This window comes from Streptomyces sp. NRRL S-87 (genome assembly GCF_000719335.1).
Classification (GTDB): domain Bacteria; phylum Actinomycetota; class Actinomycetes; order Streptomycetales; family Streptomycetaceae; genus Streptomyces.
In genome coordinates, this window is record NZ_JOGB01000021.1 from 1 (window position 1) to 26,664 (window position 26,664).

Consider the following 26,664-nt stretch of genomic DNA (forward strand, 5'->3'; position numbering starts at 1 on the left):
ACCCGGAAGCTAAGCCTTTCAGCGCCGATGGTACTGCAGGGGGGACCCTGTGGGAGAGTAGGACGCCGCCGAACAATCATTGTGGGAAAGCCCCGCACCAGGAACACGAGTTCCAGGTGCGGGGCTTTCCTGCGTTCTGGGTCCGGATGTTCTCCTGTAGGGTCAGGAGGCATCGTTCATACGTTTCCCATGGAGGCCCCCGGGTGGAGGTCCAGGAGACCCGGGTCCAGACGGACCGAGTCCTCACCATTCCCAACATCCTGAGCATGGCGCGCCTCGTCGGCGTGCCCCTGTTCCTCTGGCTCATCCTGACGGAGCAGGACGGCTGGGCACTCTTCGTGCTCGCCCTCAGCGGAGTGAGTGACTACCTCGACGGAAAGCTCGCCCGACGGTGGAACCAGATCAGCAACCTCGGCAGGTTGCTGGATCCCGCTGCGGACCGGCTCTACATCGTTTCCACGCTCATCGGCCTCACCTGGCGGGAGATCCTGCCTCTGTGGCTCACGCTCGCACTCTTCGCACGCGAGCTGATGCTCGCCGTGATGGTGCTCATCCTCCGCCGGCACGGCTATCCGCCGCCCCAGGTGAACTTCCTCGGGAAGGCAGCTACCTTCAACTTGATGTACGCCTTCCCGTTGCTGCTCTTGAGTGACGGCAGCGGATGGCTCGCGTGGACAGCCTCAGTTTTCGGATGGGCGTTCGCAGGATGGGGTACAACCCTCTACTGGTGGGCAGGGATCCTTTACGTGGTTCAGGTCCGCCGCCTGGTCAAGGCGGACGCCGCGGCCGATTGAGCCCGCCTCGGAAGTTCCAGTGGAACCCGTGGGGCTGTCTATCCGGGTGGGGTGTGATCGGCGGGACCGTCGTCTCATCAAGGAGGACCCTTCCGACATGAAGGCCGTCGTGATGGCCGGTGGCGAGGGCACACGCCTTCGCCCCATGACCTCGAGCATGCCCAAACCGCTCCTGCCCGTGGCCAACAGGCCGATCATGGAGCACGTACTGAGGCTGCTCAAGCGCCACGGGCTCACTGAGACCGTCGTGACCGTCCAGTTCCTCGCCTCGCTCGTCAAGAACTACTTCGGCGACGGCGAGGAGCTCGGAATGGAGCTCACGTACGCCCACGAGGAGAAGCCGCTCGGCACCGCCGGAAGTGTGAAGAACGCCGAGGAAGCGCTGAAGGACGACGCTTTCCTGGTGATTTCCGGCGATGCCCTCACCGATTTCGACCTGACGGACCTCATCCGCTTCCACAAGGAAAAGGGCGCGCTGGTCACGGTGTGCCTCACGCGGGTGCCCAACCCCCTGGAATTCGGCATCACGATCGTCGACGAAGAGGGACAGGTCGAACGGTTCCTGGAGAAGCCGACGTGGGGGCAGGTGTTCTCGGACACCGTCAACACCGGCATCTACGTCATGGAGCCCGAGGTCTTCGACTACGTCGACCCCGACGTGTCCGTCGACTGGTCCGGCGACGTCTTCCCCCAGCTCATGAAGGAAGGACGGCCGATCTACGGCTACATCGCCGAGGGCTACTGGGAGGACGTCGGCACCCACGAGAGCTACGTCAAGGCCCAGGCCGACGTCCTGGAGGGGCACGTCGAGGTCGAGATGGACGGCTTCGAGATCTCCCCGGGCGTATGGATCGCCGAAGGCGCCGAGGTCCACCCCGACGCCGTGCTCCGCGGCCCGGTCTACATCGGCGACTACGCCAAGGTCGAGGCCGGGGCCGAGGTCCGCGAGCACACCGTGGTGGGCTCCAACGTCGTCGTCAAGAGCGGAGCGTTCCTGCACAAGACCGTGGTGCACGACAACGTGTACATCGGTCCGCACAGCAACCTCCGCGGCTGCGTGATCGGCAAGAACACCGACATCATGCGGGCCGCCCGCATCGAGGACGGTGCCGTCATCGGCGACGAGTGCCTCATCGGTGAGGAATCGATCGTTCAGGGCAACGTGCGGGTCTACCCCTTCAAGACCGTCGAGGCCGGCGCGTTCGTCAACACCTCGGTCATCTGGGAGTCCCGGGGCCAGGCGCACCTGTTCGGCGCCCGCGGTGTCTCCGGGATCATCAACGTCGAGATCACCCCGGAGCTCGCGGTCCGGCTCGCCGGCGCGTACGCCACCACCCTCAAGAAGGGCGCCACCGTCACCACGGCCCGCGACCACTCCCGCGGCGCCCGCGCGCTCAAACGCGCGGTGATCTCCGCGCTCCAGGCCAGCGCCATCGACGTGCGCGACCTGGAGAACGTACCGCTGCCCGTGGCCCGGCAGCAGACCGCCCGCGGCACCGCCGGCGGCATCATGATCCGCACCACCCCGGGGGTGCCGGACTCCGTCGACATCATGTTCTTCGACGAGCGGGGCGCGGACCTCTCCGCGGGCGGGCAGCGCAAGCTCGACCGGGTGTACGCGCGTCAGGAGTACCGGCGGGCCTTCCCGGGCGAGATCGGCGACCTGCAGTTCCCGTCCAGCGTCTTCGACTCGTACACGGGCTCGCTGCTGCGCGGGGTGGACACCACGGGGATCGCCGAATCGAACCTCAAGGTCGTCGTCGACGCCTCCAACGGCAGCGCCGGCCTCGTCCTGCCCAGCCTCCTCGGCAGGCTCGGCGTCGACGCGCTCACCATCAACCCGGGCCTGGACGAGACCCGGCCGACCGAGACCGCCGAGTCCCGGCGGTCCGGGCTGGTCAGGCTCGGCGAGATCGTCGCGTCCGCGCGGGCGGCGTTCGGGGTCCGGTTCGACCCCGTCGGCGAGCGGATCTCGCTCGTGGACGAGCGGGGCCGGATCATCGAGGACGACCGGGCGCTGCTGGTGATGCTGGACCTGGTGGCCGCCGAGCGGCGCAGCGGCAGGGTCGCCCTGCCGGTGACCACGACCCGGATCGCCGAGCAGGTGGCCGCGTACCACGGTACCCAGGTCGAGTGGACCACCACCTCGCCGGACGACCTCACCAGGGTCGGGCGGGCCGAGACGACGATCTTCGGTGGTGACGGCAGGGGCGGCCTGATCGTCCCGGAGTTCAGCAGCGTCTTCGACGGCGCGGCCGCGTTCGTCCGGCTGATCGGCCTGGTCGCCCGTACCCAGCTCACCCTGAGCCAGATCGACGCCCGCATACCGCGAGCCCATGTCCTCAAGAGGGACCTGGCCACCCCGTGGGCGGTCAAGGGTCTGGTCATGCGCCGGGTGGTGGAGGCCGCCGGGGAGCGGGCCGTGGACACCACGGACGGCGTGCGGGTGGTGGAGGCCGACGGCCGGTGGGCGCTGGTGCTGCCGGACCCGGCCGAGGCCGTCACGCACCTGTGGGCCGAAGGCCCCGACGACGGGTCGGCGCAGGCCCTGCTCGACGAGTGGACCGCGGTCGTGGAGGGTGCCGGACGGGACTGAGCCGCGTACCCCGTACGGGGCGGGCCCCCGCGGGGCCGGGCCGGTGCAGCCGCACCGTCCCGGCACCTCGGGGGCCCATTCGGCGTAGGCCCGCGCGACGTGCGACGATGTGCCGCATGTCGCAGCCGCCCACCAACCGGAGCACGGGCCCCCGGCCCGCGCGCCCGGACGCCTCCATGTCGCTGCTGACGCACGTGATGGACCACAGCCTCGACGAGGGGTACGCCGAGGCGGCCGCCCGGCGCGCCGAGGGCGGGACGGGCCTGCCGCGGACCGTCAAGGCGAAGCTGGGCCTGGCCGGCGGGCTCGTGCTCGCGGCGATGGTCGTCACCCTGGGGGCGGCCCAGGCCCGGATATCGGCCCCCGTGATCGCGAAGGAGCGCGAGGAGCTCATCAGCCGCGTCGAGCGGGCCACGGCCACGGCCGACGGTCTGGAGAACGACATCGAGCGGCTGCGGTCGGACGTCGCCGGTCGCCAGCGCCAGGCGCTCAAGGAGCACGGCGGCGACCAGGCCGACCTGGTGGCCCTGCTGTCGGGCGCCACCGAGGTGCACGGTCCCGGGCTGAAGCTGACGGTGGACGACGCCAAGGGCGCCTCGGACACCGCGGGCGGCGGGCCGCGCGAGAGCGCCGGGTTCTCGGACACCGGGCGCGTGCGCGACCGGGACATGCAGCGGATCGTCAACGGCCTGTGGCAGTCCGGCGCGGAGGCGGTGTCGATCAACGGCCAGCGGCTGACGGCGCTCTCGGCCATCCGGGCCGCCGGTGACGCGATACTGGTCGACAACCGGCCGCTGGTGCCGCCGTACGAGGTGCTCGCGGTGGGGGACAGGAACCGGCTGAGCACGGATTTCCAGGACAGCGCCGATGGCCAGTACCTGCACGTGCTCCAGGAGAACTACGGCATCCGCTACAGCGTCTCCAAGGAGGGCGACGTACGGCTGCCGGCCGCGTCGAGCCTGATCGTTCGTACAGCAGAACCGAAGAAGGGTGCATCGTGATCGCGGTACTGGGCCTCGTGGTGGGAGTGGTGGTCGGACTTCTCGTCCGGCCCGAGGTGCCGGCCGTGGTCGAGCCCTACCTCCCCATCGCCGTCGTGGCGGCCCTCGACGCGGTGTTCGGCGGTCTGCGGGCGATGCTGGACGGGATCTTCGTCGACAAGGTCTTCGTGGTGTCGTTCCTGTCGAACGTCGTCGTGGCCGCGCTGATCGTCTTCCTCGGCGACAAGCTGGGCGTCGGCGCCCAGCTGTCCACGGGCGTCGTGGTCGTCCTCGGCATCCGCATCTTCTCCAACGCGGCGGCCATCCGCCGGCACGTGTTCCGGGCGTGAGGCCGATGAGTACGCACACTCCCACTCCCGGCGAGGAGCCGACGGGCGAGGGCACCGCGCAGCCCGGGCCGCAGCCCCAGGACCGGCCGGAGCGGTCGGAGCCGTCCTCGGCCCCGGGGCCCGCTCCGGAGCCGGGTCCCGGTGCCGGGCCGCAGCCCCGTGACGCGGCCGGACCGGAGGACGGGCCGCAGGACGGGCCGCACGCCGGGCACCAGGACCGCGACGACGCCGGTCCGCAGGCCCCGGTCCAGGCCGGGCCGGAGCTCACCGGCCGGGCCCGGCTGGCGGCCGGCCTCTGGCCTCCGCGGATCACCCGTGCCCAACTCGTGGTCGCCCTGCTCCTTTTCGTCCTCGGCCTCGGCCTCGCGATCCAGGTACGGTCCAACAGCGACTCGAGCGCGCTGCGCGGCGCCCGTCAGGAGGACCTCGTCCGGATCCTCGACGAGCTCGACGGCCGCACCAAGCGGCTGCAGGACGAGAAGCAGCGCCTGGAGGACCAGCGAACGGAGCTGGAGAACAGCTCCGACCAGGCCGAGGAGGCCCGCAAGCAGACCGTCGAGAAGGAGCGCCAACTCGGCATCCTCGCGGGTACGGTCGCGGCGCAGGGACCCGGCATCACGCTGCGGGTCGGGGACCCCAAGCAGCTCGTCGAGCCCGACATGCTGCTGGACGCGATCCAGGAGCTGCGTGCCGCCGGGGCGGAGGCGATCCAGGTGAACGGCGTCCGCGTGGTCGCCGACACGTACTTCTCGGAAGCGGAGGGTGGTGTCGCCGTCGACGGTAAGAAGATCACACAGCCCTACGAGTTCAAGGTGATCGGCAGGCCACAGGACCTGGAGCCCGCGCTCAACATCCCCGGTGGCGTGATCCAGACGCTGGAGAAGGAGCAGGCCACCGCGACGGTGGTGCGGTCACCGAAGATCGTCGTCGACGCCTTGCGGGCAGCGAAGCAGCCTGACTACGCTCGGTCGTCATCGTGAGGATTCGGGGTGCTGTGTGGAGCGGCTCACGTGGGCGGATGCTTGCGGGGGGTCGACGCACCGAACGAGCGGTGCGTGGTGGAAACTGTCCGGTGGGTGCGGACGTTGTGAGAATGTCCGGGTCGGCAGGTGTGTGCGTTCAGGGTTCGTCCTGCCCCACGGGCGGGTCTGTTTCGGTCAAGGGGAATCGCCCGTGAAGTTGTTTGAGAAGTTGTTCGGCAAGAAGGCACGCGAGGACAGCGGTGCCAAGCACCGGGCCGCCCGGCCCGGTGAAGCGGAGGAGCAGGGCGGTCGCCCGCTGTTCCGCGACGAGGTCGCGGGCCCCGGTGACACTGCGGGCGCCCCCGGCGCGTCGTCCGTTGACCCGGCCGGGTCGGGACGCATAGGTTTCGGTGAAGCGTCAACCTCAAGTGCGGGTGGAGGGTTTGCCCCCGACCCGTACGCCACTCAAACCCATGCCTCCGCGGGGCAGCCGCGGCGCGAGGAGCCGTCCATGTTGGTGTGCGGCAGGTGCGGGCACCGCAATGGCGAGGACAGCCGTTTCTGCTCGAACTGCGGTGCGCCGCTGCGGCCGGGTCTGACGCCGGAGCGCGCGTCGGAGACCACGTCGACGATCTCCATCTCGGGTCTGGAGGCCTACGAGGCGGAGGCGACCGGTCAGCACACCGCGCCGTCGCTCTCGCCCGAGGCGCAGGCCGCGGTGGAGGCCCTGCCCCCGGGCTCGGCGCTCCTGATCGTCCGGCGCGGGCCGAACTCGGGCAGCCGCTTCCTCCTGGACGGCGAGCTGACGACGGCGGGCCGACACCCGCAGAGCGACATCTTCCTGGACGACGTCACCGTCTCCCGGCGGCATGTCGAGTTCCGGCGGAGCCCGGAGGGCGGCTTCACGGTCGCCGACGTCGGCAGCCTCAACGGCACGTACGTCAACCGCGAGCCGATCGACTCGGTCGCGCTCAACAACGGCGACGAGGTGCAGATCGGCAAGTACCGGCTGGTCTTCTACGCGTCCCAGCGAGGCATCTGACCGCCCCCAGGCTCAGCCTGGGGCGACCCCCACCCCCGGACCGGCGGTCCGGGGGTATCCCCAGGGAAGGTCCATGCTGCGTACACCGACGGGCGGTGCCGGAAACGGCACCGCCGGCTCGGTCGGGCGGCTGGTGAGCATCGGGACGGTGCTCAACCTGCTGCGTGACGAGTTCCCCGAAGTGACCATCTCCAAGATCCGCTTCCTGGAGGCGGAAGGGCTCGTCGAGCCCCACCGCACGCCCTCCGGCTACCGCAAGTTCAGCCCGCAGGACGTGGAGCGGCTGGCCCGCGTGCTGCGGCTGCAGCGCGACCACTACCTGCCGCTGAAGGTCATCCGCGAGCAGCTGGACGCCCTGGACCGGGGCGAGCAGGTGCGCATCCCGGCCCCCTCGCCGCAGGGCGACGCGGTCGTCGACTCCGTCCTGGACTCCGTGCTCGGCGTCATCGACGGCGGTGCCGACCGGCCCACGGTGGCCCGGGTCGGGCGGTCCGAGCTGCTGGCCGCGGCCGAGGTGGACGAGGCGCAGCTCGCGGAGTGGGAGTCGTACGGCCTGATCGCGGAGGCGGAGGGCGGCGGCTACGACGCCGAAGCGGTCACGGTGGCCCGCCTCGTCGCCGATCTCGGCCGGTTCGGCCTGGAGCCGCGGCACCTGAGGGCCATGAAGGCGGCCGCCGACCGCGAGGCGGGGCTGGTCGAACAGGTCGTCGCACCGCTGCGGCGGCACCGCAACCCGCAGACCAGGGCCCATGCCGAGGCGACCGTACGGGAGCTGGCGGGGCTTTCCGTACGCCTGCACGAGGCGCTCGTGCGCACGGCGCTCGGGGTGCGGCCGAGCTGACCGCGGCCCGCGTCGCGGGGCGGACCGTGCAGGTTCGGGGGAGCCCGACTACCCAAACCCGTCCGCCAGGTCCTAGGGTTGCTGTGTGAACGAGCTCGACGTTGTGGGTGTCCGGGTGGAAATGCCCTCCAACCAGCCGATCGTGCTCCTGCGCGAGGTGGGAGGCGACCGGTACCTTCCCATCTGGATCGGTCCCGGCGAGGCGACCGCGATCGCCTTCGCCCAGCAGGGGATGGCCCCTGCCCGGCCGCTGACCCACGACCTGTTCAAGGACGTGCTGGAGGCCCTGGGCGAAGAGCTCAGCGAGGTGCGGATCACCGACCTGCGCGAGGGCGTCTTCTACGCGGAGCTCGTCTTCGCCAGCGGCGTGGAGGTCAGCGCCCGCCCCTCGGACGCGATAGCGCTCGCACTGCGCACCGGAACGCCGATCTACGGCAGTGACGGCGTGCTGGACGACGCGGGCATCGCGATCCCGGACGAGCAGGAGGACGAGGTGGAGAAGTTCCGCGAGTTCCTCGACCAGATCTCGCCCGAGGACTTCGGCACCGGCAGTCAGTGAGGCGCTGCGGGGCGTGCGTGCGGTCCGCGCCGTCTGCCCCGTAATGTCCGTCCGGTTTCGACCGGTCCGGCTCGGCCCGTTCCCCGATGGTTTCCCAAGGCATTCGAGTAGCCTTTCCCCGCGAAGGGGTACGGGAAACCACTCTCAGGGTGATTATCACTCGGCGTGCCGAGTGTGGCGATCGTTGACGCACCCCGGGTGACTGCCTACCGTCGAGATGGCAGGTCAAGGACGGAGGGTCGGCGTGAGAACGAGCGGCGACGGTACGACCGGGGGCATCCCCGCGCGTAGTCCGGGGGAGAGCGGGCCGTACCCGCTCCACGGTGGTGTGATCGGTGCCGCCCGGCGGCAGCCGGAGCCTGCCGGGACGCCCGGCGCAGGGCCTTCCGAGGAGGTCGGCTACCGGGGTCCCACGGCCTGTGCCGCGGCCGGCATCACGTACCGGCAGCTCGACTACTGGGCCCGTACCGGGCTGGTGGAGCCGAGCGTGCGGCCCGCCTACGGCTCGGGCACCCAGCGCCTGTACAGCTTCCGCGACGTCGTCGTCCTGAAGATCGTCAAGCGCTTCCTGGACACTGGCGTGGCACTGCAGAACATCCGTACGGCCGTCCAGCACCTCCGGGACCGGGGCTTCGCCGACCTGGAGCGGATGACGCTCATGAGCGACGGGGCCACGGTGTACGAGTGCACCTCCCCGGACGAGGTCGTGGACCTGCTCCAGGGCGGGCAGGGCATCTTCGGCATCGCCGTGGGCGTGGTGTGGCGGGACGTGGAGCACGCCCTGTCGCAGCTGCACGGCGAGCGCGTGGACACCGGTGAGACGCTGGTCGGCCACAACCCGACGGACGAGCTGGCGCGGCGCCGCAACAGCCGGGCGGTCTGAGGGCGCCGCGGCGGGGGAGCGTCCCCGTCGGACGAGAACCGGTTCGGCTCGGACGTGCGTGCGAGCCGTTGTCAGTGGTGTGAGGCAGCATCAGCGTCGTGAGAGCCGCGCCGACCATCCTGCACCTGGACATGGACGCCTTCTTCGCCGCCGCAGAGCAGGCGGCCAAGCCGAGCCTGCGCGGAAAGCCCGTGATCGTCGGCGGGCTCGGCCCGCGCGGGGTGGTGGCGACGGCCTCCTACGAGGCGAGGCGGTTCGGGGTCCACTCGGCCATGCCGATGGCGCAGGCCCGGCGGCTGTGTCCGAACGGGGCCTACCTGGTGCCGCGCTTCTCCCTGTACCGGACCGTCAGCGAACAGGTGATGGAGCTGCTGCGCGGCCTGTCGCCCCTGGTGGAGCCGCTGAGCCTGGACGAGGCCTTCGTGGACCTGGAGGCCGGCGGGGCGGCCTTCGACGAGGCCTCGGCGCGCGCGGCCGGTCAGCGGCTGCGGGCGGACATCCGGGCGGTGACCGGGCTGAGCGGGTCGGTCGGGCTGGCCGGCTCCAAGATGCTCGCCAAGATCGCCTCGGAGGAGGCCAAGCCGGACGGCCTGGTGCTGATCCCCGTGGGCGCCGAGCGGGAGCTCCTGGCGCCGATGTCGGTCCGCACCCTGCCGGGCGTGGGCCCGGCCACCGGGGAGCACCTGCGCCGGGCCGGGATGACCACCGTCGGCGAACTCGCCGAGGCCGGCGAGGACGAGCTCGTACGGCTGCTCGGGCGGGCGCACGGGGTGGGGCTGTACCGGATGGCGCTCGGCCTGGACGACCGGGCCGTGGTGGCCGAGCGGGACGCGAAGTCGGTCTCGGTCGAGGACACCTTCGACGTCGACCTGCACGACCGGGTCCGCATCCGGAACGAGGTCCAGCGGCTGGCCGACCGCTGCGTGCAGCGGCTGCGCGGCTCGGGGCACTCGGGACGCACCATCGTGCTGAAGGTGCGCAGGTTCGACTTCTCCACGCTGACGCGCTCGGAGACCCTGCGCGGGCCCACGGACGATCCGGCGGTGGTGCGGGAGGCCGCGGCGCGGCTGCTGGAGGCGGTGGACACGACGGGGGGCGTGCGGCTGCTCGGCGTGGGCGTGTCCGGCCTGGCGGACTACACCCAGGAGGACCTGTTCGCGCAGGCGGCGGGGGCGGAGTCCGCGGAGTCCGGTGCGTCGGGCGCGTCGGGCGCGTCGGGCGCGTCCGGTGGTCTTGGTGGCTCTGGCGGCTCTGGCGGCTCTGATGGCTCTGGTGGGTCCGGCGGGTCCGGCGGGCCTGTCGGAACGGGTCCGGCCGGGGCGGTGGGAGCCGGTGGCGGCCCCGGCGGAACCGGGGGGCCGGACGGGCCCGCCCGGACGGACGGGGCGGGTGGGGTCGCCGGGGCCCTCGGGGGTGCCGGGGCGGGGCGGCCCGGGGCGGAAGGGGTCCGTACGGACCCTCCGGCGGGCCCGGGAGCGCCGGGGAGCGAGGCCCGGGTGGCGGAGGCCGGGGGTGCGCCGGAGCGCCGCTGGTCCGCCGGCAGTGACGTCCGTCACGCGGTGTACGGGGCCGGGTGGGTGCAGGGCAGCGGGGTCGGCCGGGTGACCGTCCGGTTCGAGGAGCCGGGCTCGCGGGTGCCGGGGCGGGTGCGGACCTTCAAGGTCGACGACCCGGACCTGGAGCCCGCCGATCCGCTGCCGCTGGTCGATCCGGAGGCCGCCGCGCGCGCCGCGGCCGAGGCGGCCGCCCACGCGGCGGCGTTCCGCGCGCCGGGCGCGGCGTAGGGGAGTGCCGGTCCGGAGGTCCCGGTCCGGAGGTCCCGGCCCGGGGTCGCCGGCCCGGAGGTCCCGGTCCGGGTCCCCGGCCGCGGACCGCCCGGGGGCCGGGCCGCCGATCGCCGGCCGGGCGTCAGGAGCCGTTGTCGTTGGCCAGGCGGCCGAAGTCGTGGTCCGGGGGCGGGGCGGTCTCGGGCGGGGCGATCTCGCCGGGGAGGCGGACGTCCAGGCCGTAGTGGTGGTAGAGCTGGAGTTCCTGCTCGGGGGAGAGGTGGCGGCCGACGCCGAAGTCGGGGGCGTCCTTGATCAGGGAGCGGTCGAAGGGCACGCGGAGCGTGTCCCCGACGACTTCGCTGGGCTCCAGGGGGACGAAGGCGTCCCGGCCGAAGAGGCCGGTGCGCACGGCGGCCCACTCCGGTTCCCCGGTCGCGTCGTCGAGGTAGACCTCGTCGACCGTGCCGATCTTGGTGCCGTTGATGTCGAACGCCTTGCGGCCGATCAGGCTGCGCGGATCGATATCGGTCTGCACGGTCCCTCCACGTGGTCGCAACTGCTCCGTAATGACTACAAAAGTGCATATTCGGAGAGGGGGCCACTCGAGGGAGTCCCGGGAACCTCGCTGGTAGTCTGGTTTCCGGCTGCTGACCCCGCGCGGGAGAGTCCTCCGAGTGAGTTGGGCGGAGGCGCCGAAGGAGCAAATCCTCCCCGGAATCTCTCAGGCAGACGTACCGCACGGACGAGGCCACTCTGGAAAGCAGGGCGGGCGTCGGACGGTCACGATCCGGAACCCCTCCTCACCGACGGTGAAAGCCGGCGTGCCCTCTGGGCGTGCCGGTGAAGCTCTCAGGTTGAGATGACAGAGGGGGAGGCCGTCCGGGTGCCCGCGCCGTGGTACCCCTCGCAGGTCGCGTCAGACCAGGAGGCCTCCGCCCATGACCGCCCCTCGTATCCCGCTCTCCCAGCTGGAGCGCGGCATCCCCTTCGAGCAGCGCCACGTCGGCCCTGACTCCGAGGCCCAGGCCAAGATGCTCGCCCAGGTCGGCTACGGCTCGCTCGACGAGCTCACCGCGGCCGCCGTGCCCGACGTGATCAAGAGCGCGGAGGCCCTGAACCTCCCCGAGGCCCGCACCGAGGCCGAGGTGCTCGCCGAGCTGCGCTCCCTCGCCGCCCGCAACGAGGTCCTCACCCCGATGATCGGCCTCGGCTACTACGGCACGTTCACCCCGCCGGTGATCCTGCGCAACGTCATGGAGAACCCGAGCTGGTACACGGCCTACACGCCGTACCAGCCCGAGATCTCCCAGGGCCGCCTCGAGGCCCTGATCAACTTCCAGACCGTGGTCGCCGACCTGACGGGCCTGCCCACCTCCGGCGCCTCCCTGCTCGACGAGGGCACCGCGGCCGCCGAGGCCATGTCCCTCTCGCGCCGCGTCGGCAAGGTCAAGAACGGCGTGTACGTCATCGACGCCGACGCCCTGCCGCAGACCGTCGCGGTCATCCAGACCCGCGCCGAGCCGACCGGCGTCGAGGTCGTCGTCGCCGACCTGTCCGCGGGCATCCCGGCCGAGATCGCCGAGCGCGGCGTCTTCGGCGTCCTGATCCAGTACCCGGGCGCCTCGGGTGCGGTCCGCGACATCAAGCCGGTCATCGACCAGGCCCACGAGCTCGGCGCCATCGTCACCGTCGCCGCCGACCTGCTCGCCCTGACCCTGCTGGCCTCGCCGGGCTCCCTCGGTGCGGACATCGCCGTGGGCACCACCCAGCGCTTCGGCGTCCCGATGGGCTTCGGCGGCCCGCACGCCGGCTACATGGCCGTCCAGGACAAGCACGCCCGCTCGCTGCCCGGCCGCCTCGTCGGCGTCTCGGTCGACGCGGACGGCAACAAGGCCTACCGCCTCGCCCTGCAGACCCGCGAGCAGCACATCCGCCGCGAGAAGGCCACCAGCAACATCTGCACCGCGCAGGTGCTGCTGGCCGTCATGGCCGGCATGTACGCCGTCTACCACGGCCCCGACGGCCTGAAGCAGATCGCGCAGCGGACCCACCGCTACGCCACCGTGCTGGCCGCGGGCCTGACGGCCGGCGGGGTCGAGCTGGTCCACGCCGCGTACTTCGACACGCTGACCGCCCGCGTCCCCGGCCGCGCCGCCGACGTCGTCGCCGCTGCCCGCCAGGGCGGGGTCAACCTGCACCTCGTCGACGCGGACCACGTCTCGGTCTCCTGCGACGAGACCACCCTGCGCGCCCACGTCGAGGCCGTCTGGGCCGCCTTCGGCGTCACCGCCGACATCGAGGCCCTCGACGCCTCCGCCGCGGACACGCTGCCCGGGGCGCTGCTGCGCACGGACGCGTACCTCACCCACCCGGTCTTCCACCAGCACCGCTCCGAGACCCAGATGCTGCGCTACCTGCGCAAGCTGGCGGACAAGGACTACGCGCTGGACCGCGGCATGATCCCGCTGGGCTCCTGCACCATGAAGCTCAACGCGACCACCGAGATGGAGTCGGTGACCTGGCCCGAGTTCGGCCAGCTGCACCCCTTCGCCCCGGTCGACCAGGTCCAGGGCTTCCTCACGCTCATCCACGAGCTGGAGGAACGTCTCTGCGAGGTCACCGGCTACGACAGCGTCTCGCTCCAGCCGAACGCCGGCTCCCAGGGCGAGCTGGCGGGCCTGCTGGCCGTCCGCGCGTACCACCGCGCCAACGGCGACGAGCAGCGCACCGTCTGCCTCATCCCGTCCTCCGCGCACGGCACGAACGCCGCCTCCGCGGTCATGGCCGGCATGAAGGTGGTCGTCGTCAAGACCGCCGACGACGGTGAGGTCGACGCCGCCGACCTGCGCGCCAAGATCGAGCAGTACCGCGACGAGCTCGCCGTGCTGATGATCACCTACCCGTCCACGCACGGTGTGTTCGAGGAGCACGTCGCCGAGATCTGCGGTCTGGTGCACGACGCCGGCGGCCAGGTGTACGTCGACGGCGCCAACCTCAACGCCCTGGTCGGCCTCGCCAAGCCGGGTCACTTCGGCGGCGACGTCTCGCACCTGAACCTGCACAAGACCTTCTGCATCCCGCACGGCGGCGGCGGCCCGGGCGTCGGCCCCGTCGCGGTCCGGTCCCACCTGGCCCCGTACCTGCCGAACCACCCGCTGCAGCCCACCGCCGGTCCGGAGACCGGTGTCGGCCCGATCTCGGCCGCCCCGTGGGGCTCCGCCGGCATCCTGCCGATCTCGTGGTCGTACGTGCGCCTGATGGGCGGCGAGGGCCTCAAGCGCGCCACCCAGGTGGCGGTGCTGGGCGCCAACTACATCGCCAAGCGCCTGGAGCCGCACTACCCCGTGCTCTACACGGGCCCCGGCGACCTGGTCGCGCACGAGTGCATCATCGACCTGCGCCCGCTCTCCAAGGAGACCGGCGTCAGCGTCGACGACATCGCCAAGCGCCTGATCGACTACGGCTTCCACGCGCCGACGATGTCGTTCCCGGTGGCCGGCACGCTGATGATCGAGCCCACCGAGTCCGAGGACCTCGGCGAGATCGACCGCTTCTGCGACGCGATGATCTCCATCCGCGGCGAGATCGAGCGGGTCGCCGGCGGCGAGTGGCCGGCCGACGACAACCCGCTGCACAACGCCCCGCACACCGCGGCGGCCCTGGGCGGCGAGTGGAACCACCCGTACACCCGCGACGAGGCGGTCTTCCCGGCCGGCGTCACGGCCACCGAGAAGTACTGGCCGCCGGTGCGCCGGATCGACGGCGCCTTCGGCGACCGCAACCTGGTCTGCTCCTGCCCGCCCCTGGACGAGTACGACAACTGACCGGGCGGTGACCCGAACGGCTGACCGAAAGCCGTGAAAGGGGCCGGTCCGGAGGAGTGATCCTCCGGACCGGCCCCTTCCGCGTGCCGCCGCGGGCCCGCTGCCGGGCCGGGCCCCGCCGCCGCCTCAGGCCGCCTTGGCCACCTGGGTCGCGGCCAGCGGGCGGTGCGGTGCGATGATCTGGCCGTCCGGCAGCAGCTCACCGGTGTCCTCGAAGACGAGGACGCCGTTGCACAGCAGGCTCCACCCCTGCTCCGGGTGGTGCGCCACGGGCTGGGCGGCCTCCCGGTCGGCGGAGTCGGCTGACGGGCAGAGTGGCTGGTGCTGGCACATGGATGCGTTCTTTCGCTGCGGAGTGGTGAGTGTCGTCCTGCGGCTGGAATCGGTGTTCATGGCCGCCCCCCGTCAATCGTTCGGTCAGTTCCCCAGTAGGGGTCTTCCCGCCAGAGCGGGAGCAGGACCCCAGTCTTGCCCCACGGCGGTCGGTCCGCAGGGATTTCCTGGCAGCTGTCCTCACTGATTGATGACGCATCACCCTTGCGGGCGGTTCAGCCCAACTACCCTGCCTCTTCGGATGGTTCGTGCCTGGTCGGGACGGGCTAGTCCGAATGGCGCAGACGGATCAGGCAGGAGTGGCCAGAACCGGTGGTGCGAGCCGATGAGTCAGTACGGGCAGGAGTTCGGACACCGGATGCGGGCGGTACGCCGCGATGCCCGGCGGCGCCGGCGCGAGCGGAACCAGCAGGTCCGCGGCCGCCGGCAGACCCGCCGCCGGGTCCGCTCCCACGGCGCCGTGCAGCCACAGCGTCAGCATGTACAGCTCCGGGACGGACAGCAGCCGGGGCTGGTACGGGGCGCCCACCGACTCCGCCTGGCGCAGGGCGCGTTCGGTGGCGGCCACGTACGGGCCCTCGAAGAAGTGGGAGAAGGCCCAGCCGTCGGGGGTGAGCCGGGTGTCCGCCGCGGCCACGTACCGGTCGCCGCCGCGGATCAGGAACCGCCAGCCCGTCAGCCGTGTGCGCGGCGGCCGCCCGCCGGAAGCCCGATGCGAGAGGTTCAGCCGGTCGAGCACGTGGACCGGCAGCGGGAGTTCGGGCGTGAGCGGGCCCTCGAAGGTGCGCAGGGCCGGCGTGTGCGCCTCGTGGACCGCGGTGGGGGAACCGAGTGCCGCGATAACGCTGCGCAGGGCGGCGGCGGGGGCCGTGGAAACATGCAGCGGCATAGTTGGGTCGCCTCTCGCAAGGAGGGAGGTGGAACGGGCAGGTGCGGACGGCGCTGTCGCATTCTGGGGCCAGAGGAGGGCCGTGGGGCAATGGCCGCGCGCCAACTCTCTGCCTCGTTTGCGGAGTTTATACGACATGTGTTCATGCAGTGTTTCGGCCAGTTGTCCTCCCCATTGCCGTAGGGATGGCCACCGGCCGCCGTGCTGCTTTCCATACCGTGTACTCGCGCGTTTCGCTCGCTGACCTCGGAGGTTACCGCAGCGCCGGCCGGGTTGGAAAGCGCCGCCCATCGAAGGCAGCACATACTGAAGGAAATTGCGAAATGCCGCGGTCGGCTGTCACATGCCGCGAGAACGTGCCGACGCGCCGGTTCGGCCAAACCGGCGCACGCTCCCCGTCACGGGCCCGCCCACCGGCGTTATCGATCACCGCGCCGGGGCATCATCGACCGTAACGCGTGCGTCCGGGGCCCTGGGCGCGCCCACTCCAGGAGGGACGCTTCGATGGGGGAGAAGGTCGTGGCAGGCGGATTCGACCTGTCCGATCGGCAACGGTATCGGAGGAAGCTCCACGAGTGCCTCGAGGGACTGGAGCGACTTCTGGCGGAGAAGCGGTTCGATCGGCCCAAGAATCTCATGGGACTGGAGATCGAGCTGAATCTGGCGGGTTCCGACGGACTCCCGCGCATGATGAATGCACAGGTGCTCGACCGAATAGCCAGCACTGATTTCCAAACGGAACTCGGCATGTTCAACCTGGAGGTGAACGTGGTCCCGCACCGGCTCGCCGGTCGGGTATTCGACCAGCTCACCGAAGAGCTGAGCACGGGACTGGGGTACGCCCACCGAATGGCCGCCGAGATCGACGCCGGCGTCGTGATGGTCGGGATCCTGCCGACCATCGCCCATGCCGACGTGGTCGCGGCCAACCTGTCCGACGTCGACCGCTACTCGCTCCTCAACGAGCAGATCCTCATGCTGCGCGGCGAGGACTTCATCCTCGACATCGACGGGGTCGAGCGGCTGAGCTGCACTTCCGGCTCGATCGTGCCCGAAGCGGCCTGCACCTCGGTGCAGTTGCACCTCCAGGTCACCCCGGCCCGGTTCGCGGCGGTGTGGAACGCAGCCCAGTGCGTCACCGCCGCCCAGATCGCGGTGGGCGCCAACTCGCCCTTCCTCTTCGGCCGCGAGCTGTGGCGCGAGTCGCGGCCGCCGCTGTTCACCCAGGCCACCGACACCCGTCCGCCCGAGCTCCAGGCCCAGGGCGTGCGGCCGCGCACCTGGTTCGGCGAGCGGTGGGTGGAGTCGGCGTACGAGCTGTTCGAGGAGAACGTCCGGTTCTTCCCGGCCCTGCTGCCCATCTGCGACGAGGAGGAGCCGCTGCGGGTGCTCGCCGAGGGCGGGGTGCCGCGGCTCCAGGAGATGGTGCTGCACAACGGCACCGTCTACCGCTGGAACCGGCCCGTCTACGGGGTCGCCGACGGCAAGCCGCACCTGCGCGTGGAGAACCGGGTACTGCCGGCCGGCCCCACCGTCGTCGACGTGGTCGCCAACGCCGCGTTCTACTACGGGCTGGTGCGCACCCTCGCCGAGGAGCCGCGCCCGGTGTGGACCCGGATGCCGTTCGCCGAGGCCGAGGCCAACTTCGACGCCGCCTGCCGGTACGGCATCGACGCCCGGCTGCGCTGGCCCCGCCGCGGCCGGGGCGGGGGCCTGGCGAGCGTACCCGCCGACCGGCTGGTCCTCGACGAACTGCTGCCGATGGCCGCCGCCGGGCTCGACGCCTGGGGCATCGAGCCGGCCGACCGGGACCGCTACCTCGGCATCATCGAGGAGCGCTGCCGGCGCCGGGCCAACGGCGCGACCTGGCAGGTGGAGACGTACCACCGGGCCCGCTCCGCCGGGTTGGGCCGGGACGCGGCGCTCGCCGCGCTCACCCGTCGCTACGCCGAGCTCAGCCAGCGCGGCGAGCCGGTGCACACCTGGCCGGTGGGGCCGGCGGACGAGGACCTGCGGGCCGCCCCGGCCGTGGTCAGCCCCGCCAGGCGGAGCTGATCGCACGGAGGATGACCGTGTGGATCCGGGCGGGGTCGCTGACCCGGTAGGCGCCCCCGCCCGTCGCGGCCGCGATCGGCCCGAGCTCGCCGAGGTCGGCGTCCGGGCCGATCGCCAGCGCGATCAGCGGCACCGGCCGGTTCCGGTCGGCCAGCTCCGCCAGCCGTGCGACCACGGCCGCGCGGGAGGGTGATCCGGGGTCCTCGTTCACCCCGTCCGTCAGGATCACCACCGCGTTGAACCTGCCGTCCGCGCGCGGTGCCCGGCACCGAGTTCGACGGCGACGTCGCGCGAGGCCCGCGCCGCCACCGTCACCGCCAGGCACCGGCCGTCCGAGGTCAGGTGGCGCGCCCGGGCCCGGTCGGCGGCCTCCCGTACGACGGGTGCGATGTCGGGGCTGGCGACCACCCGCAGCCGGACCGGGCGGTCGGCGCACGCGTCGCGGGAGAACGGCAGCGCCCCCTGGGCGGCCGCCACCGCCACCGCCACGGCGCCGCCGGCGAGGGCCAGGGCGGTGCCGATGACGACGGCGCGGCGGCGCGCGGATCGGCCGCGGGGCGCCCCGTCGCGGTCGGTGCGCGGGTCAGGCAGGCTGTGACGTCCCATGCTGGTCGTGCCCCTCCGGGAACCCCTCGTGCGCCCGCGGGGTACCGGCCGGGCAGTATGGGGAGGCGCCCTCTCCCCGGGCAGCCCTCCCCGGCATGTACGGGCGATCTTCGTACACGCTGGCGAGACCCTAGCGGTGCGGCGGTGCGGAGGGAACGGGAACGTCGAATCGGAGTCAGTCGTGCGGGCAGAGCGGGGAACGGTGGTCGGATCTTTGCGTGACACGAGGCCTGAGCGGCGGATCCTCGCGTCCGAGACGCTGCTGGTGCTCGCGCTGTCGCTCGGTGCGAGCGCGCTCTCCGCGCTGATCAGCTTCATCGGCTCGGTCACCAAGCCGGGCGGGCTCAAGGACCAGGCCGCCACCCTCAACCCCTCGCACGCCCCCGGTCGGCCCTGGCTCGACCTGGCCTGGCAGCTGTTCGGGATCGCCTCGGCACTGGTGCCGGTGCTGCTCGTCGCCCACCTGCTGATGCGGGAGGGCCAGCCCGGGCTGCGGACCCTGGGCTTCGACCGCACCCGCCCGGGGTCGGACCTCGGGCGGGGCGCTCTGGTCGCCGCCGGGATCGGCAGCGCGGGGCTGGCCTTCTACCTGGCGGCTCGGGCGGCCGGGGGCAACCTGACCGTGGTGCCCGAGGCGCTGCCCGACGTGTGGTGGAAGTTCCCCGTGCTGATCCTGTCCGCCGTGCAGAACGCGGTGGTCGAGGAGGTCATCGTCCTCGGGTACCTGCTGCGGAGGCTGGGGCAGCTGCGCTGGTCCCCGATGGCGGCGCTGGCCGCGAGCTCGGTGCTGCGCGGCTCGTACCACCTCTACCAGGGCATCGGCGGCCTCGTCGGCAACATGGTCATGGGCGTGGTGTTCGTACTGCTCTACCGCCGGTGGGGCCGGGTGGGCCCCCTGGTGGTCGCGCACTCGCTCCTCGACATCGTGGCGTTCGTGGGGTACGCGCTGCTCGCGGGGCACGTGGGGTGGCTGCCCACGCGCTGACCGCGGTTCAGGGCGTCGCGAGCAGGTCGCCTTCCAGCACGGTCACCGCGCCGCCGGTCAGCAGGGTCCGCTCGCCGCGCAGCCGCACCCGTACCAGCCCCTGGCGGGCCCCGCCCTGCAGGCCGGTCAGGTCGGTCCGGCCCAGCCGGGCGGCCCAGAACGGGGCGAGGGCGGTGTGCGCGCTGCCGGTGACCGGGTCCTCGTCGATGCCCGCGGCCGGGAAGAACCCGCGCGAGACGAAGTCGTGGCCGCCCGCCGGGTCCTCGGCCGCGGCGGTGACGATCACCCCCCGCCGCGCGTACGCCCGCAGCGCCCCGAGGTCGGGGCGCACCTCACGCACGGCCCGCTCGTCGCGCAGTTCGACGACCAGGTCCCCGATGTGCTCGGCCGTGTCGTGCACCGTGAGCACCTCAGTGCCGAGCGCGTCGGCGATGTCCTTCGGGGTGTCGACGGGCGTGAGCGAGGAGGTCGGGAAGTCCATCGTGTACGTGCCGTCGCCGGCGGCCTCGGCGGTCAGCAGCCCGCAGCGGGCCGTGAACGTGACCGTGCCCTCGGCCCGGCCGGTGGTGGCCAGCACGTGGGCGGCGGCGAGGGTGGCGTGGCCGCACATGTCGACCTCGACGGCCGGGGTGAACCAGCGCAGGGCCCAGCCGGCCGGGCCGCCGGGCGGGAGCGGGTGGACGAAGGCGGTCTCGGAGAGGTTCATCTCGGTGGCCACGCGCTGGAGCCACGTGGCGTCCGGGAAGCCGTCGCCGTCCAGGACGAGGACGGCGGCGGGGTTGCCGGCGAAGGGCCGGTCGGTGAAGGCGTCGACGATTCGGATGCGCATGTGCTCGAACGTACGGGGGCGGGTGGGGGCGCCGACAAGGCCAATTCGGGGGAACTGGCCCGGTCGGGGCTCCGGGGCGGTTGCCGGGGGTCGGCCGGCGGGTCAGCCGCCGACCAGGGGGAGGGCCGCGAAGGCGTGGTCCTGCCAGAGCAGCCGGGAGGCCTCCTCCGGGTACGCGGCGACCTCCGGGTCCGCGTCGAGGAGCATGACCCGGCGACGGGGCTCGTCGTACGCGGGCCAGCCGGGGTCGCCGTGGGCGGCGAACGCCGTCCACGCGGCGCGCATCCGGGCGGACAGGGCCTCCGCCTCGGGGGAGGGGTCCGGGCCGATCAGCAGGGCGGGCTCGCCGCTGTGCAGGTTGCCGAAGACGAGCGGTACGTCGAGGCCGTGGCAGGCCCCGAGCGCGCCGCCCATGCCCGGGGCCGTCCAGGTCAGCTCGTAGGCGTGGACCCGGCCGCCACCGGCGGCCTGCGCGCGGGCGAGGTGGAGGCTCGGCATGCGGAACAGCCAGTCGGCGTTGACCAGTTCGTAGAGCTCTTCCGGACCGGCGGTCGGGAAGGACGCGCGGTAGCGGCGGGCGCCGTCCGGCCCGGGGGCGAGCAGCCGGAGGGCGGTCTCGGCCCGCTCCTCGGTGACCTGGCCGAGCAGGCCGTCGATCAGCGTGAACAGCCGGTGCTCGTCGCGGGTGTGGCCGACGAGCAGGTCGACGTCGCGGCCGGCGCCGTCGGCCAGTGCCTGCCAGGGCGTGGCCGGCAGGACGTCTCCGTCGACGACGGGTGCGAAGGGGATCGGCCGGTGCGTGACCGGGCCCCACCGGTCCTCCCACTGCGCCATCTTCGCCGCGACCGCGTCGCCGGCGGCGGGCAGCCCGGACGGGGGCACGCGCGACAGGTCGGCGGCGGTGGGACGCAGCCCGAGTTCGGCGGCGCAGGCGGCGGCGACGTCGGCGGCCAGCCCGGGCGTGAAGAACGTACCGGGCACGCTCTGGGCGACGGCCCGCCGGAAGAGCCCGGCCGCGCGCGGTACGGCGGTCAGCGCGGCGACCGACCCGGCGCCGGCGGACTGACCGAAGAGCGTGACCCGGTCGGGATCGCCGCCGAACGCGCGGACGTTGTCGCGCACCCACTCCAGGGCGGCGACCTGGTCGAGCAGGCCACGGTTGGCGGGGGCGCCGTCGAGGTGGGCGAAACCCTCCACGCCGAGCCGGTAGTTGAGGGTGACCACGACGGTGCCGGCGCCGGCCAGGAGGGCCCCGTCGTACTCGGGACGGCCGGCGTGCCCGATGACGTACCCGCCGCCGGGGATCCACACCAGCACCGGCAGCGCGGCGGCGGGGTCGGGGGTCCAGACGTTGAGGGTGAGCCAGTCGCCGCCGGTGGCGTCGGGCCCCTGCGGTGCCGCGCCGAGGAGGCCGGACTGCGGGGGCGGCGGGCCGTACGAGAGGGCCGGCCGCACCCCCTCCCAAGGGCGCACCGGCCGCGGGGCGGCGAAGCGCAGCGCGCCGACGGGCGGTTCGGCGTACGGGACGCCGCGGAAGACCGCGACCCCGGCCTCCCGGCTGCCGCGCAGCACCCCGGCTGCGGTGCGCACCTCGGGTCCGGGTGCGGCAGGGGAGGGGGTGGACTGGGGAGCGCTCACGGGCGGCTCCTCTCGGCTCGACACCGGGGATCGTTCCACCCGGGCGCTGCGCGGGCCACCCGATTTCCGAGCGGGGGTGTGTCCGGCGGGTCGGACCGGGCGCGGGCAAGATGTGCGGGACACCCGCTCCGGCTTTCCCCGGACCTCCGGCCTCCCCCGGACCTCCGCCTTCCCCGGACCCCCGGCTCCGTGGAGCTCCCCTTTCCCGGGCCTCCGGCTCCCGGGCGACGAGCCGGAAACCGAACGTGATGTGCCGAGGGTCATATCCGGCGCGGTATGGCCCCGTCCTGCCGGCGGTAGAGGTCGCGCAGCAGGGAAATCTCGGCGCCGTGATGGATCAGCTCCCTGTTGACGTGCAGGACCCTGTTCTCCAAGGGAAACCGCTCGGGACCCACCGCGGGCGGACAGTCCAGGTCGGCGTCCGAGAGCTCGCGCACCCCCGCGTTCCATCTCCCGTACATCTCATCGAGCTGTATCAGCGCCTCGTCGGCGGTCCCCGCGTAGGCGAAGGTCTGGGAGTCGACGTCCGGGCCGCCGAAGTACCATCCGACCCGATAGCCCAGGCACGAGACGATGATGTGCGCCAGCCGCCAGGCGATCGTGGTCACCGGTGCCGGCACCGGGGCAGGGGACGCGGAGTCCATCGCCCATTCCCCGGGGCCTTCCGACATCGGTGCGGCCGACGTGCCACGCGGGCGGATGCTCCAGCAGTCGGGCACCGGCTCCCAGAAGTACTCCTCGTCGGTAAGACCGTCCAACCGTGGCCGCAGGTTCTTGCGCCAGTACCAGTCCAACTGCTCCGCGAGCCGCTCGCTTCTCGTCATTGCCGCACACTACCGACCCGTCGAGCAGAGTGATCATCGCCGTCTGCGGTCGTCCTCGCCTGTCGCGGACACAGGTCGGCCCTGACCTGTGACAGCGAAGACGGACCGCTTGTCACCGAAGTTGGGAAAACGCTGCTTTTGCGCCAACGAAGTTGGCCCTGTTCTCGTATGGCTACGGTAGGCGGGACATGCATCGGAGAGTGACCGTGGCCCCGGCTTGTCGTGGGAAGGCAGTCCCCAATCTGAGTGTCATCGGAACTTCGATTGGCACGTCACCTAACCGGTGCAGGGGCGCCCCCCCTACCGTGTCGCCATGACGATGCTGACCAGCCTCCTCGCCCACCTCAGCACCGTCCCCGGTCCGCCCCCCTCTGTCACCCCGGCATCGAACCAGAGCACCAGCTCCGGCACTCCCCTTTGGGCGACGCTCCTTGTGGGCCTCGCCGGCGCCTTGCTCGCGAGCGCCGGAGCGTTCGCCGGCGCCTGGCGATCCTCAAGAGCCCTCCGCCAGAACACCGAAAGAACCCTGGAACACGAACGAACCCGCCTGCTCAACGAACGCTTCAGCACCGCAGCCGAGCTCCTCGGCCACAACGAAGCAGCCTGTCGCCTCGCAGGCGTCCACGCCATGGCCGGACTCGCCGATGACTGGACCGAACGCCGACAAACCTGCATCGACGTTCTCTGCGCGTACCTACGCATGCCCTACCCACGAGGCCTGGCCGAGTACACACGAGACGACGAGGACCCGAACGGACAAGCCAACCGCGAAGTCCGCCTCACTGTCATCCGGACAATCCGTGACCACCTCCTACCCGCCAACCCGGCCGAGACGTCCTGGAGCGGATACGACCTCGACTTCACCGGCGCCGTATTCGATGGCGGCGACTTCTCCAACGCCAGGTTCTCCGGCGGCAAGGTGCGTTTCACCGGAGCCACGTTCTCCGGCGGACTGGTGAGCTTCTACGAAGCCACCTTCTCCGGCGGCTCGGTGGGCTTCTACGGAGCCACGTTCTCCGGCAGCGAGGTGCTCTTCCGCGGAGCCACGTTCTCCGGCGGCTCTGTGAACTTCCGCGGAGCCACGTTCTCCGGCGGCTCTGTGAACTTCCGCGGAGCCACGTTCTCCAGCGACGTGGTGAACTTCGACCGCGCCGCGTTCTCGGGCGGCGAGGTGGGCTTCTACGGCGCCACGCTCTCCAGCGGGAAGGTGAGCTTCTACGGCGCCAAGTTCTCCAGCGGCACGGTGAACTTCGACCGCGCCAAGTTCTCCAGGGGCACGGTCAACTTCGGCCGCGCCAAGTTCTCCGGTGCCACGGTGACATTCCATGCAGCACAGTTCGATGGCGGTGTCGTCGACATGCGAGACGTGGCAACCTGGTCGAGGCCTCCGTCCCTCGACGAGGGCCTCCTAACAGCCCCACCCGCAGGACTACTCCTGCCAGGCGCGCTACCCAAGCCGAAACCCGGAAACCGCGACGGCGGCCCGACCCATCAGGGGTGATGACACAGGCTGTCATGGGATGACGGGGGCCGGGGCCGGCGCCACGCACCTGACTACTTCGTCCGGCTCGCCGACGGCGGGGCTCTTGTCGTGGCGCCGAGGACGACATGGACGAGGAGACGCGGGAAGCCTTCGCGGCGGCCGAGCACGAGCGCCGGGCTGTGGGCTGGGAGTTCGCCTTGGCGGGGCAGCCGGATCCGGTGCTTATGGGTCCGCTGGCTGGCCCGATACCGGCGGACCCGCTGCAGCCGTCCAGCCGAGGTGGCGGCCCAGCTGCTGGAGGTGTTCCGCGAGCCGAAGGGCTTGTGGGAGGGCGCCGGGCTCGCCGGAGACCGGCTGCAGGTGCTGCCCGTGCTGTTCCACCTGCTGTGGTCCGGGGCGTTGCTGACGGACCTGGCGGGGGCCCTGATGCAGACAGCGTGGTCCGGACGAAGGGAAGCGGATGGGCGGGCTGAATCGACCGCCGGCGTTGGCAGTCGGGGACAAGATTCGGCTTGAAGGCCAGGTTCGGGGGTCCTCGAGGTCACCGCTCGAGCGGCGGTGGTGGAGGACACGGACGCTGGGCACCGGGTGGACGCGCTGATCAACCTGTTCGAGGCGACGGACTTCGAGGTCCTGTTCCAGCCGGAGCGGATGCCGTTGCCGCAGGTCGGGCTGCTGGAGGCGTTCCCGCCCGAGGCGGTGAAGCAGGCTGGCACGTCCTGGAGTCCCTGCACGGAATCGCGCCGGACGCGGGGCCCGGCACGCGGCCGCGGCCCGGCTACGGACCGGGTTCCTCGGTGACGTCACGGCAGCGGGTGAAGGCGGCCGAGCTTGCCGCCGCCGGGCATTCCGTCGCGCCCAAGCGATCGGCAACCGGCGGCGCCGCTATCCGGCCGAGGGCATGGTCGGGCTGACGGACCACCGTCCCATCCGCCGGCGCCCGGAGAGCAAACCCTCCGTCTTCCCTGTCACAGGTCGGGCCCGGTGCCCTCGGAGGGGGTTGTCGGACTATCGCTTCCGATATATCGTTGAAGCATCGCGATGGCATCGTGAACCATCGCGACTGGTCAACGAGCTCGACAGGCGGGCTCGACGTCGAAAGGAGCGCATCATGCGCGCACACGGACACGACTGCGGACACGACTACGGCCACGAGCGCGGCCACGACCGGGGCCGGGGTGTCGGTCCCGGCGGGCGGGGCGGGTTCGGCCCCGGCGGGAAGCCCGGCTTCGGACCCGGGTGGCGGGCGGCCTTCGGCCCCTTCGGGCCGCCGTTCGGCGGACCCTTCGGCGGCGGCGGTGGCCGCGGGGGCGGCCGCGGCGGGATGCGGGGGCGGGCCCGGCGCGGTGACGTCCGCGCCTCGATCCTGGCCCTGCTGGCCGACCGGCCGATGCACGGCTACGAGATGATCCAGGAGATCGGCGAGCGCAGTGGCGGGGCCTGGAAACCCAGTCCCGGCTCGGTCTACCCGACCCTCCAGATGCTGGAGGACGAGGGCCTGATCATCAGCGAGAGCGAGGGCGGCAAGAAGCTGTTCACGCTCACCGACACCGGCCGCACCGAGGCCGAGGCGGGCCCGCAGGCACCCTGGGAGGAGGCCGGCCGCGGCGTCGACTGGGAGGCCGTGCACGAGATCCGGCAGGCCGGCTTCGGCCTGATGGAGGCGTTCGGGCAGGTCTGGAAGACGGGTACGCCCGAGCAGCGCGAGAAGGCGGTCTCGGTCATCAACGAGGCCCGCAAGAAGCTGTACCTGATCCTGGCCGATGAGCACTGAGCCGCCCGGCACCGGGCCGGCGGCGTCCGGCCCGGCCGGCGCCGGCCGGGCCGGTCCGGGCCCGGTGTGCACCAGCCCGGTGCCCCGGAGCTGACTGCGCCCCCCGTCGTGGACTCCGCGGGGGCGCACACGTACGCGGGGCGGGTCTCAGGCCACGAGGTCCGCGAGCTTGCGCAGGGATTCGTTGAGGGCGGCCGTGGCGGAGTCCTTCAGCTTCCCCGCCATCAGGGCCACCGCGGCACCCGTGAACTCGCCGTCGATGCGGACGGTGGTGGCGTCCGGGCCGTCGGGGGCGAGGGTGTACCGGGTGCCGACGACCACGCCCATCGGGCCCTTGCCGCGGATCGCCAGGACGCGCTCCGCCTCCAGGGCCTCGACCGTCCAGACGACCTCCGCCGGGAAGCCCATCATCTTCATGTTCTCCTCGTAGGTCGTGCCCACCTCGAGGTGCTCGGGCCCGCCCTTCGGGAAGTTCGTGTGGGTCTGGCTCCACCGGCCGTACGCGTCCCAGTCCAGCAGCTGCGTCCAGACCTTGCCGGCGGGCGCCCCGATGCGCGCCTCCGCGGTGACTTCGGCCATGCGACCACCCCTTAGTCGTCGGTTCGGTGCGCGGAAGGTAGTCCGGGGCGGCGGAACATTCAATACTGA

24 protein-coding genes, 1 rRNA gene, 1 pseudogene and 1 riboswitch are annotated in these 26,664 nt (G+C 72.1%); of the genes and pseudogenes, 17 read left to right on the forward strand and 9 right to left on the reverse strand.

The window, feature by feature from the left end; translation table 11 throughout:
- From rrf to IF43_RS42705, 11 genes are all read left to right on the forward strand, one after another.
- Positions 1-74, forward strand: a 5S ribosomal RNA gene (gene rrf / locus IF43_RS0115220); the annotation flags it as partial.
- 129 nt (positions 75-203) lie between these two features.
- Positions 204-794 (forward strand): CDP-alcohol phosphatidyltransferase family protein, encoded by a 591-nt coding sequence (locus tag IF43_RS0115225; protein ID WP_030199995.1) that lies wholly within the window; start codon positions 204-206, stop codon positions 792-794.
- Between the two features lie 97 nt (positions 795-891).
- On the forward strand, positions 892-3,390 hold the full coding sequence (locus tag IF43_RS0115230) for a mannose-1-phosphate guanyltransferase (RefSeq protein ID WP_030199997.1): 2,499 nt from the start codon (positions 892-894) through the stop codon (positions 3,388-3,390).
- Positions 3,391-3,497: 107 nt separating this feature from the next.
- Complete coding sequence (locus IF43_RS0115235) at positions 3,498-4,391, forward strand: DUF881 domain-containing protein (RefSeq protein ID WP_030199999.1); 894 nt, start codon at positions 3,498-3,500, stop codon at positions 4,389-4,391.
- On the forward strand, positions 4,388-4,720 hold the full coding sequence (locus IF43_RS0115240) for a small basic family protein (RefSeq protein WP_003970459.1): 333 nt from the start codon (positions 4,388-4,390) through the stop codon (positions 4,718-4,720). The genes IF43_RS0115235 and IF43_RS0115240 overlap by 4 nt, the downstream gene beginning before the upstream one ends.
- Positions 4,721-4,725: 5 nt before the next feature.
- Complete coding sequence (locus IF43_RS0115245; protein ID WP_234332189.1) at positions 4,726-5,700, forward strand: DUF881 domain-containing protein; 975 nt, start codon at positions 4,726-4,728, stop codon at positions 5,698-5,700.
- An 85-nt stretch (positions 5,701-5,785) separates the two neighbouring features.
- Positions 5,786-6,724 carry an FHA domain-containing protein gene (locus tag IF43_RS39475; RefSeq protein ID WP_078910204.1) on the forward strand — a complete coding sequence of 313 codons (939 nt, stop codon included), beginning with the start codon at positions 5,786-5,788 and terminating at the stop codon, positions 6,722-6,724.
- A gap of 73 nt (positions 6,725-6,797) precedes the next feature.
- Positions 6,798-7,565: a MerR family transcriptional regulator gene (locus tag IF43_RS0115255; protein ID WP_030200006.1), complete on the forward strand. Its 768-nt coding sequence runs from the start codon at positions 6,798-6,800 to the stop codon at positions 7,563-7,565.
- Positions 7,566-7,650: 85 nt separating this feature from the next.
- Positions 7,651-8,124 carry a bifunctional nuclease family protein gene (locus IF43_RS0115260; RefSeq protein ID WP_030200008.1) on the forward strand — a complete coding sequence of 158 codons (474 nt, stop codon included), beginning with the start codon at positions 7,651-7,653 and terminating at the stop codon, positions 8,122-8,124.
- A gap of 244 nt (positions 8,125-8,368) precedes the next feature.
- The gene (locus IF43_RS0115265; RefSeq protein WP_030200010.1) at positions 8,369-9,007 is read left to right on the forward strand and encodes a MerR family transcriptional regulator; all 639 of its coding nucleotides are present in this window, start codon (positions 8,369-8,371) and stop codon (positions 9,005-9,007) included.
- 98 nt (positions 9,008-9,105) lie between these two features.
- Entirely contained in the window at positions 9,106-10,791 is a 1,686-nt protein-coding gene (locus IF43_RS42705; protein ID WP_234332193.1) for a DNA polymerase IV, read from the forward strand.
- Positions 10,792-10,915: 124 nt separating this feature from the next.
- Here the strand turns inward: IF43_RS42705 and IF43_RS0115275 are convergent, their stop codons facing one another.
- Complete coding sequence (locus tag IF43_RS0115275) at positions 10,916-11,311, reverse strand: PRC-barrel domain-containing protein (RefSeq protein WP_030200014.1); 396 nt, start codon at positions 11,309-11,311, stop codon at positions 10,916-10,918.
- A gap of 113 nt (positions 11,312-11,424) precedes the next feature.
- A riboswitch (glycine riboswitch) is annotated at positions 11,425-11,523 on the forward strand.
- Positions 11,524-11,714: 191 nt separating this feature from the next.
- Here IF43_RS0115275 and gcvP point away from each other — a divergent pair.
- Positions 11,715-14,600: an aminomethyl-transferring glycine dehydrogenase gene (gene gcvP, locus IF43_RS0115280; RefSeq protein WP_030200016.1), complete on the forward strand. Its 2,886-nt coding sequence runs from the start codon at positions 11,715-11,717 to the stop codon at positions 14,598-14,600.
- 126 nt (positions 14,601-14,726) lie between these two features.
- Here gcvP and IF43_RS0115285 read toward each other — a convergent pair whose 3' ends face one another.
- Both IF43_RS0115285 and IF43_RS0115290 read right to left on the reverse strand, forming a co-directional pair.
- The gene (locus IF43_RS0115285) at positions 14,727-14,933 is read right to left on the reverse strand and encodes a DUF5999 family protein (RefSeq protein ID WP_030200018.1); all 207 of its coding nucleotides are present in this window, start codon (positions 14,931-14,933) and stop codon (positions 14,727-14,729) included.
- A gap of 289 nt (positions 14,934-15,222) precedes the next feature.
- Entirely contained in the window at positions 15,223-15,822 is a 600-nt protein-coding gene (locus IF43_RS0115290) for a hypothetical protein (RefSeq protein ID WP_030200019.1), read from the reverse strand.
- Between the two features lie 504 nt (positions 15,823-16,326).
- Between IF43_RS0115290 and IF43_RS0115295 the strand changes: the two genes are divergently transcribed.
- Positions 16,327-17,877, forward strand: a complete 1,551-nt coding sequence (locus IF43_RS0115295) for a glutamate-cysteine ligase family protein (protein WP_037888691.1) — start codon at positions 16,327-16,329, stop codon at positions 17,875-17,877.
- Here IF43_RS0115295 and IF43_RS0115300 read toward each other — a convergent pair.
- Both IF43_RS0115300 and IF43_RS0115305 read right to left on the reverse strand, forming a co-directional pair.
- Positions 17,855-18,124 (reverse strand): annotated as a pseudogene (locus tag IF43_RS0115300) (hypothetical protein); the annotation flags it as partial. The gene IF43_RS0115295 and the pseudogene IF43_RS0115300 overlap by 23 nt on opposite strands.
- Complete coding sequence (locus IF43_RS0115305) at positions 18,103-18,483, reverse strand: hypothetical protein (protein WP_030200025.1); 381 nt, start codon at positions 18,481-18,483, stop codon at positions 18,103-18,105. The pseudogene IF43_RS0115300 and the gene IF43_RS0115305, both read right to left, overlap by 22 nt.
- Positions 18,484-18,697: 214 nt before the next feature.
- Here IF43_RS0115305 and IF43_RS0115310 point away from each other — a divergent pair, with 214 nt between their 5' ends.
- A complete protein-coding gene (locus tag IF43_RS0115310; RefSeq protein WP_030200027.1) occupies positions 18,698-19,468 on the forward strand; it encodes a CPBP family intramembrane glutamic endopeptidase in 771 nt (256 codons plus the stop codon).
- A 7-nt stretch (positions 19,469-19,475) separates the two neighbouring features.
- Here the strand turns inward: IF43_RS0115310 and IF43_RS0115315 are convergent, their stop codons facing one another.
- The 3 genes from IF43_RS0115315 to IF43_RS0115325 all read right to left on the reverse strand — a co-directional run bounded on the left by IF43_RS0115315 (position 19,476) and on the right by IF43_RS0115325 (position 22,759).
- Entirely contained in the window at positions 19,476-20,297 is an 822-nt protein-coding gene (locus IF43_RS0115315) for a PhzF family phenazine biosynthesis protein (RefSeq protein WP_030200029.1), read from the reverse strand.
- 102 nt (positions 20,298-20,399) lie between these two features.
- Positions 20,400-21,935, reverse strand: a complete 1,536-nt coding sequence (locus tag IF43_RS0115320) for a carboxylesterase/lipase family protein (RefSeq protein ID WP_030200031.1) — start codon at positions 21,933-21,935, stop codon at positions 20,400-20,402.
- A gap of 260 nt (positions 21,936-22,195) precedes the next feature.
- Entirely contained in the window at positions 22,196-22,759 is a 564-nt protein-coding gene (locus tag IF43_RS0115325) for a DinB family protein (RefSeq protein ID WP_030200033.1), read from the reverse strand.
- A gap of 313 nt (positions 22,760-23,072) precedes the next feature.
- Between IF43_RS0115325 and IF43_RS0115330 the strand changes: the two genes are divergently transcribed.
- From IF43_RS0115330 to IF43_RS0115345, 3 genes are all read left to right on the forward strand, one after another.
- The gene (locus IF43_RS0115330) at positions 23,073-24,260 is read left to right on the forward strand and encodes a pentapeptide repeat-containing protein (protein WP_158939328.1); all 1,188 of its coding nucleotides are present in this window, start codon (positions 23,073-23,075) and stop codon (positions 24,258-24,260) included.
- A 570-nt stretch (positions 24,261-24,830) separates the two neighbouring features.
- Positions 24,831-25,043 (forward strand): hypothetical protein, encoded by a 213-nt coding sequence (locus IF43_RS42145; protein ID WP_199922732.1) that lies wholly within the window; start codon positions 24,831-24,833, stop codon positions 25,041-25,043.
- 310 nt (positions 25,044-25,353) lie between these two features.
- Positions 25,354-26,016 (forward strand): PadR family transcriptional regulator, encoded by a 663-nt coding sequence (locus tag IF43_RS0115345; protein ID WP_030200039.1) that lies wholly within the window; start codon positions 25,354-25,356, stop codon positions 26,014-26,016.
- A 147-nt stretch (positions 26,017-26,163) separates the two neighbouring features.
- Here the strand turns inward: IF43_RS0115345 and IF43_RS0115350 are convergent, their stop codons facing one another.
- Complete coding sequence (locus IF43_RS0115350) at positions 26,164-26,595, reverse strand: SRPBCC family protein (RefSeq protein WP_030200041.1); 432 nt, start codon at positions 26,593-26,595, stop codon at positions 26,164-26,166.
- Positions 26,596-26,664 lie beyond the last annotated feature (69 nt).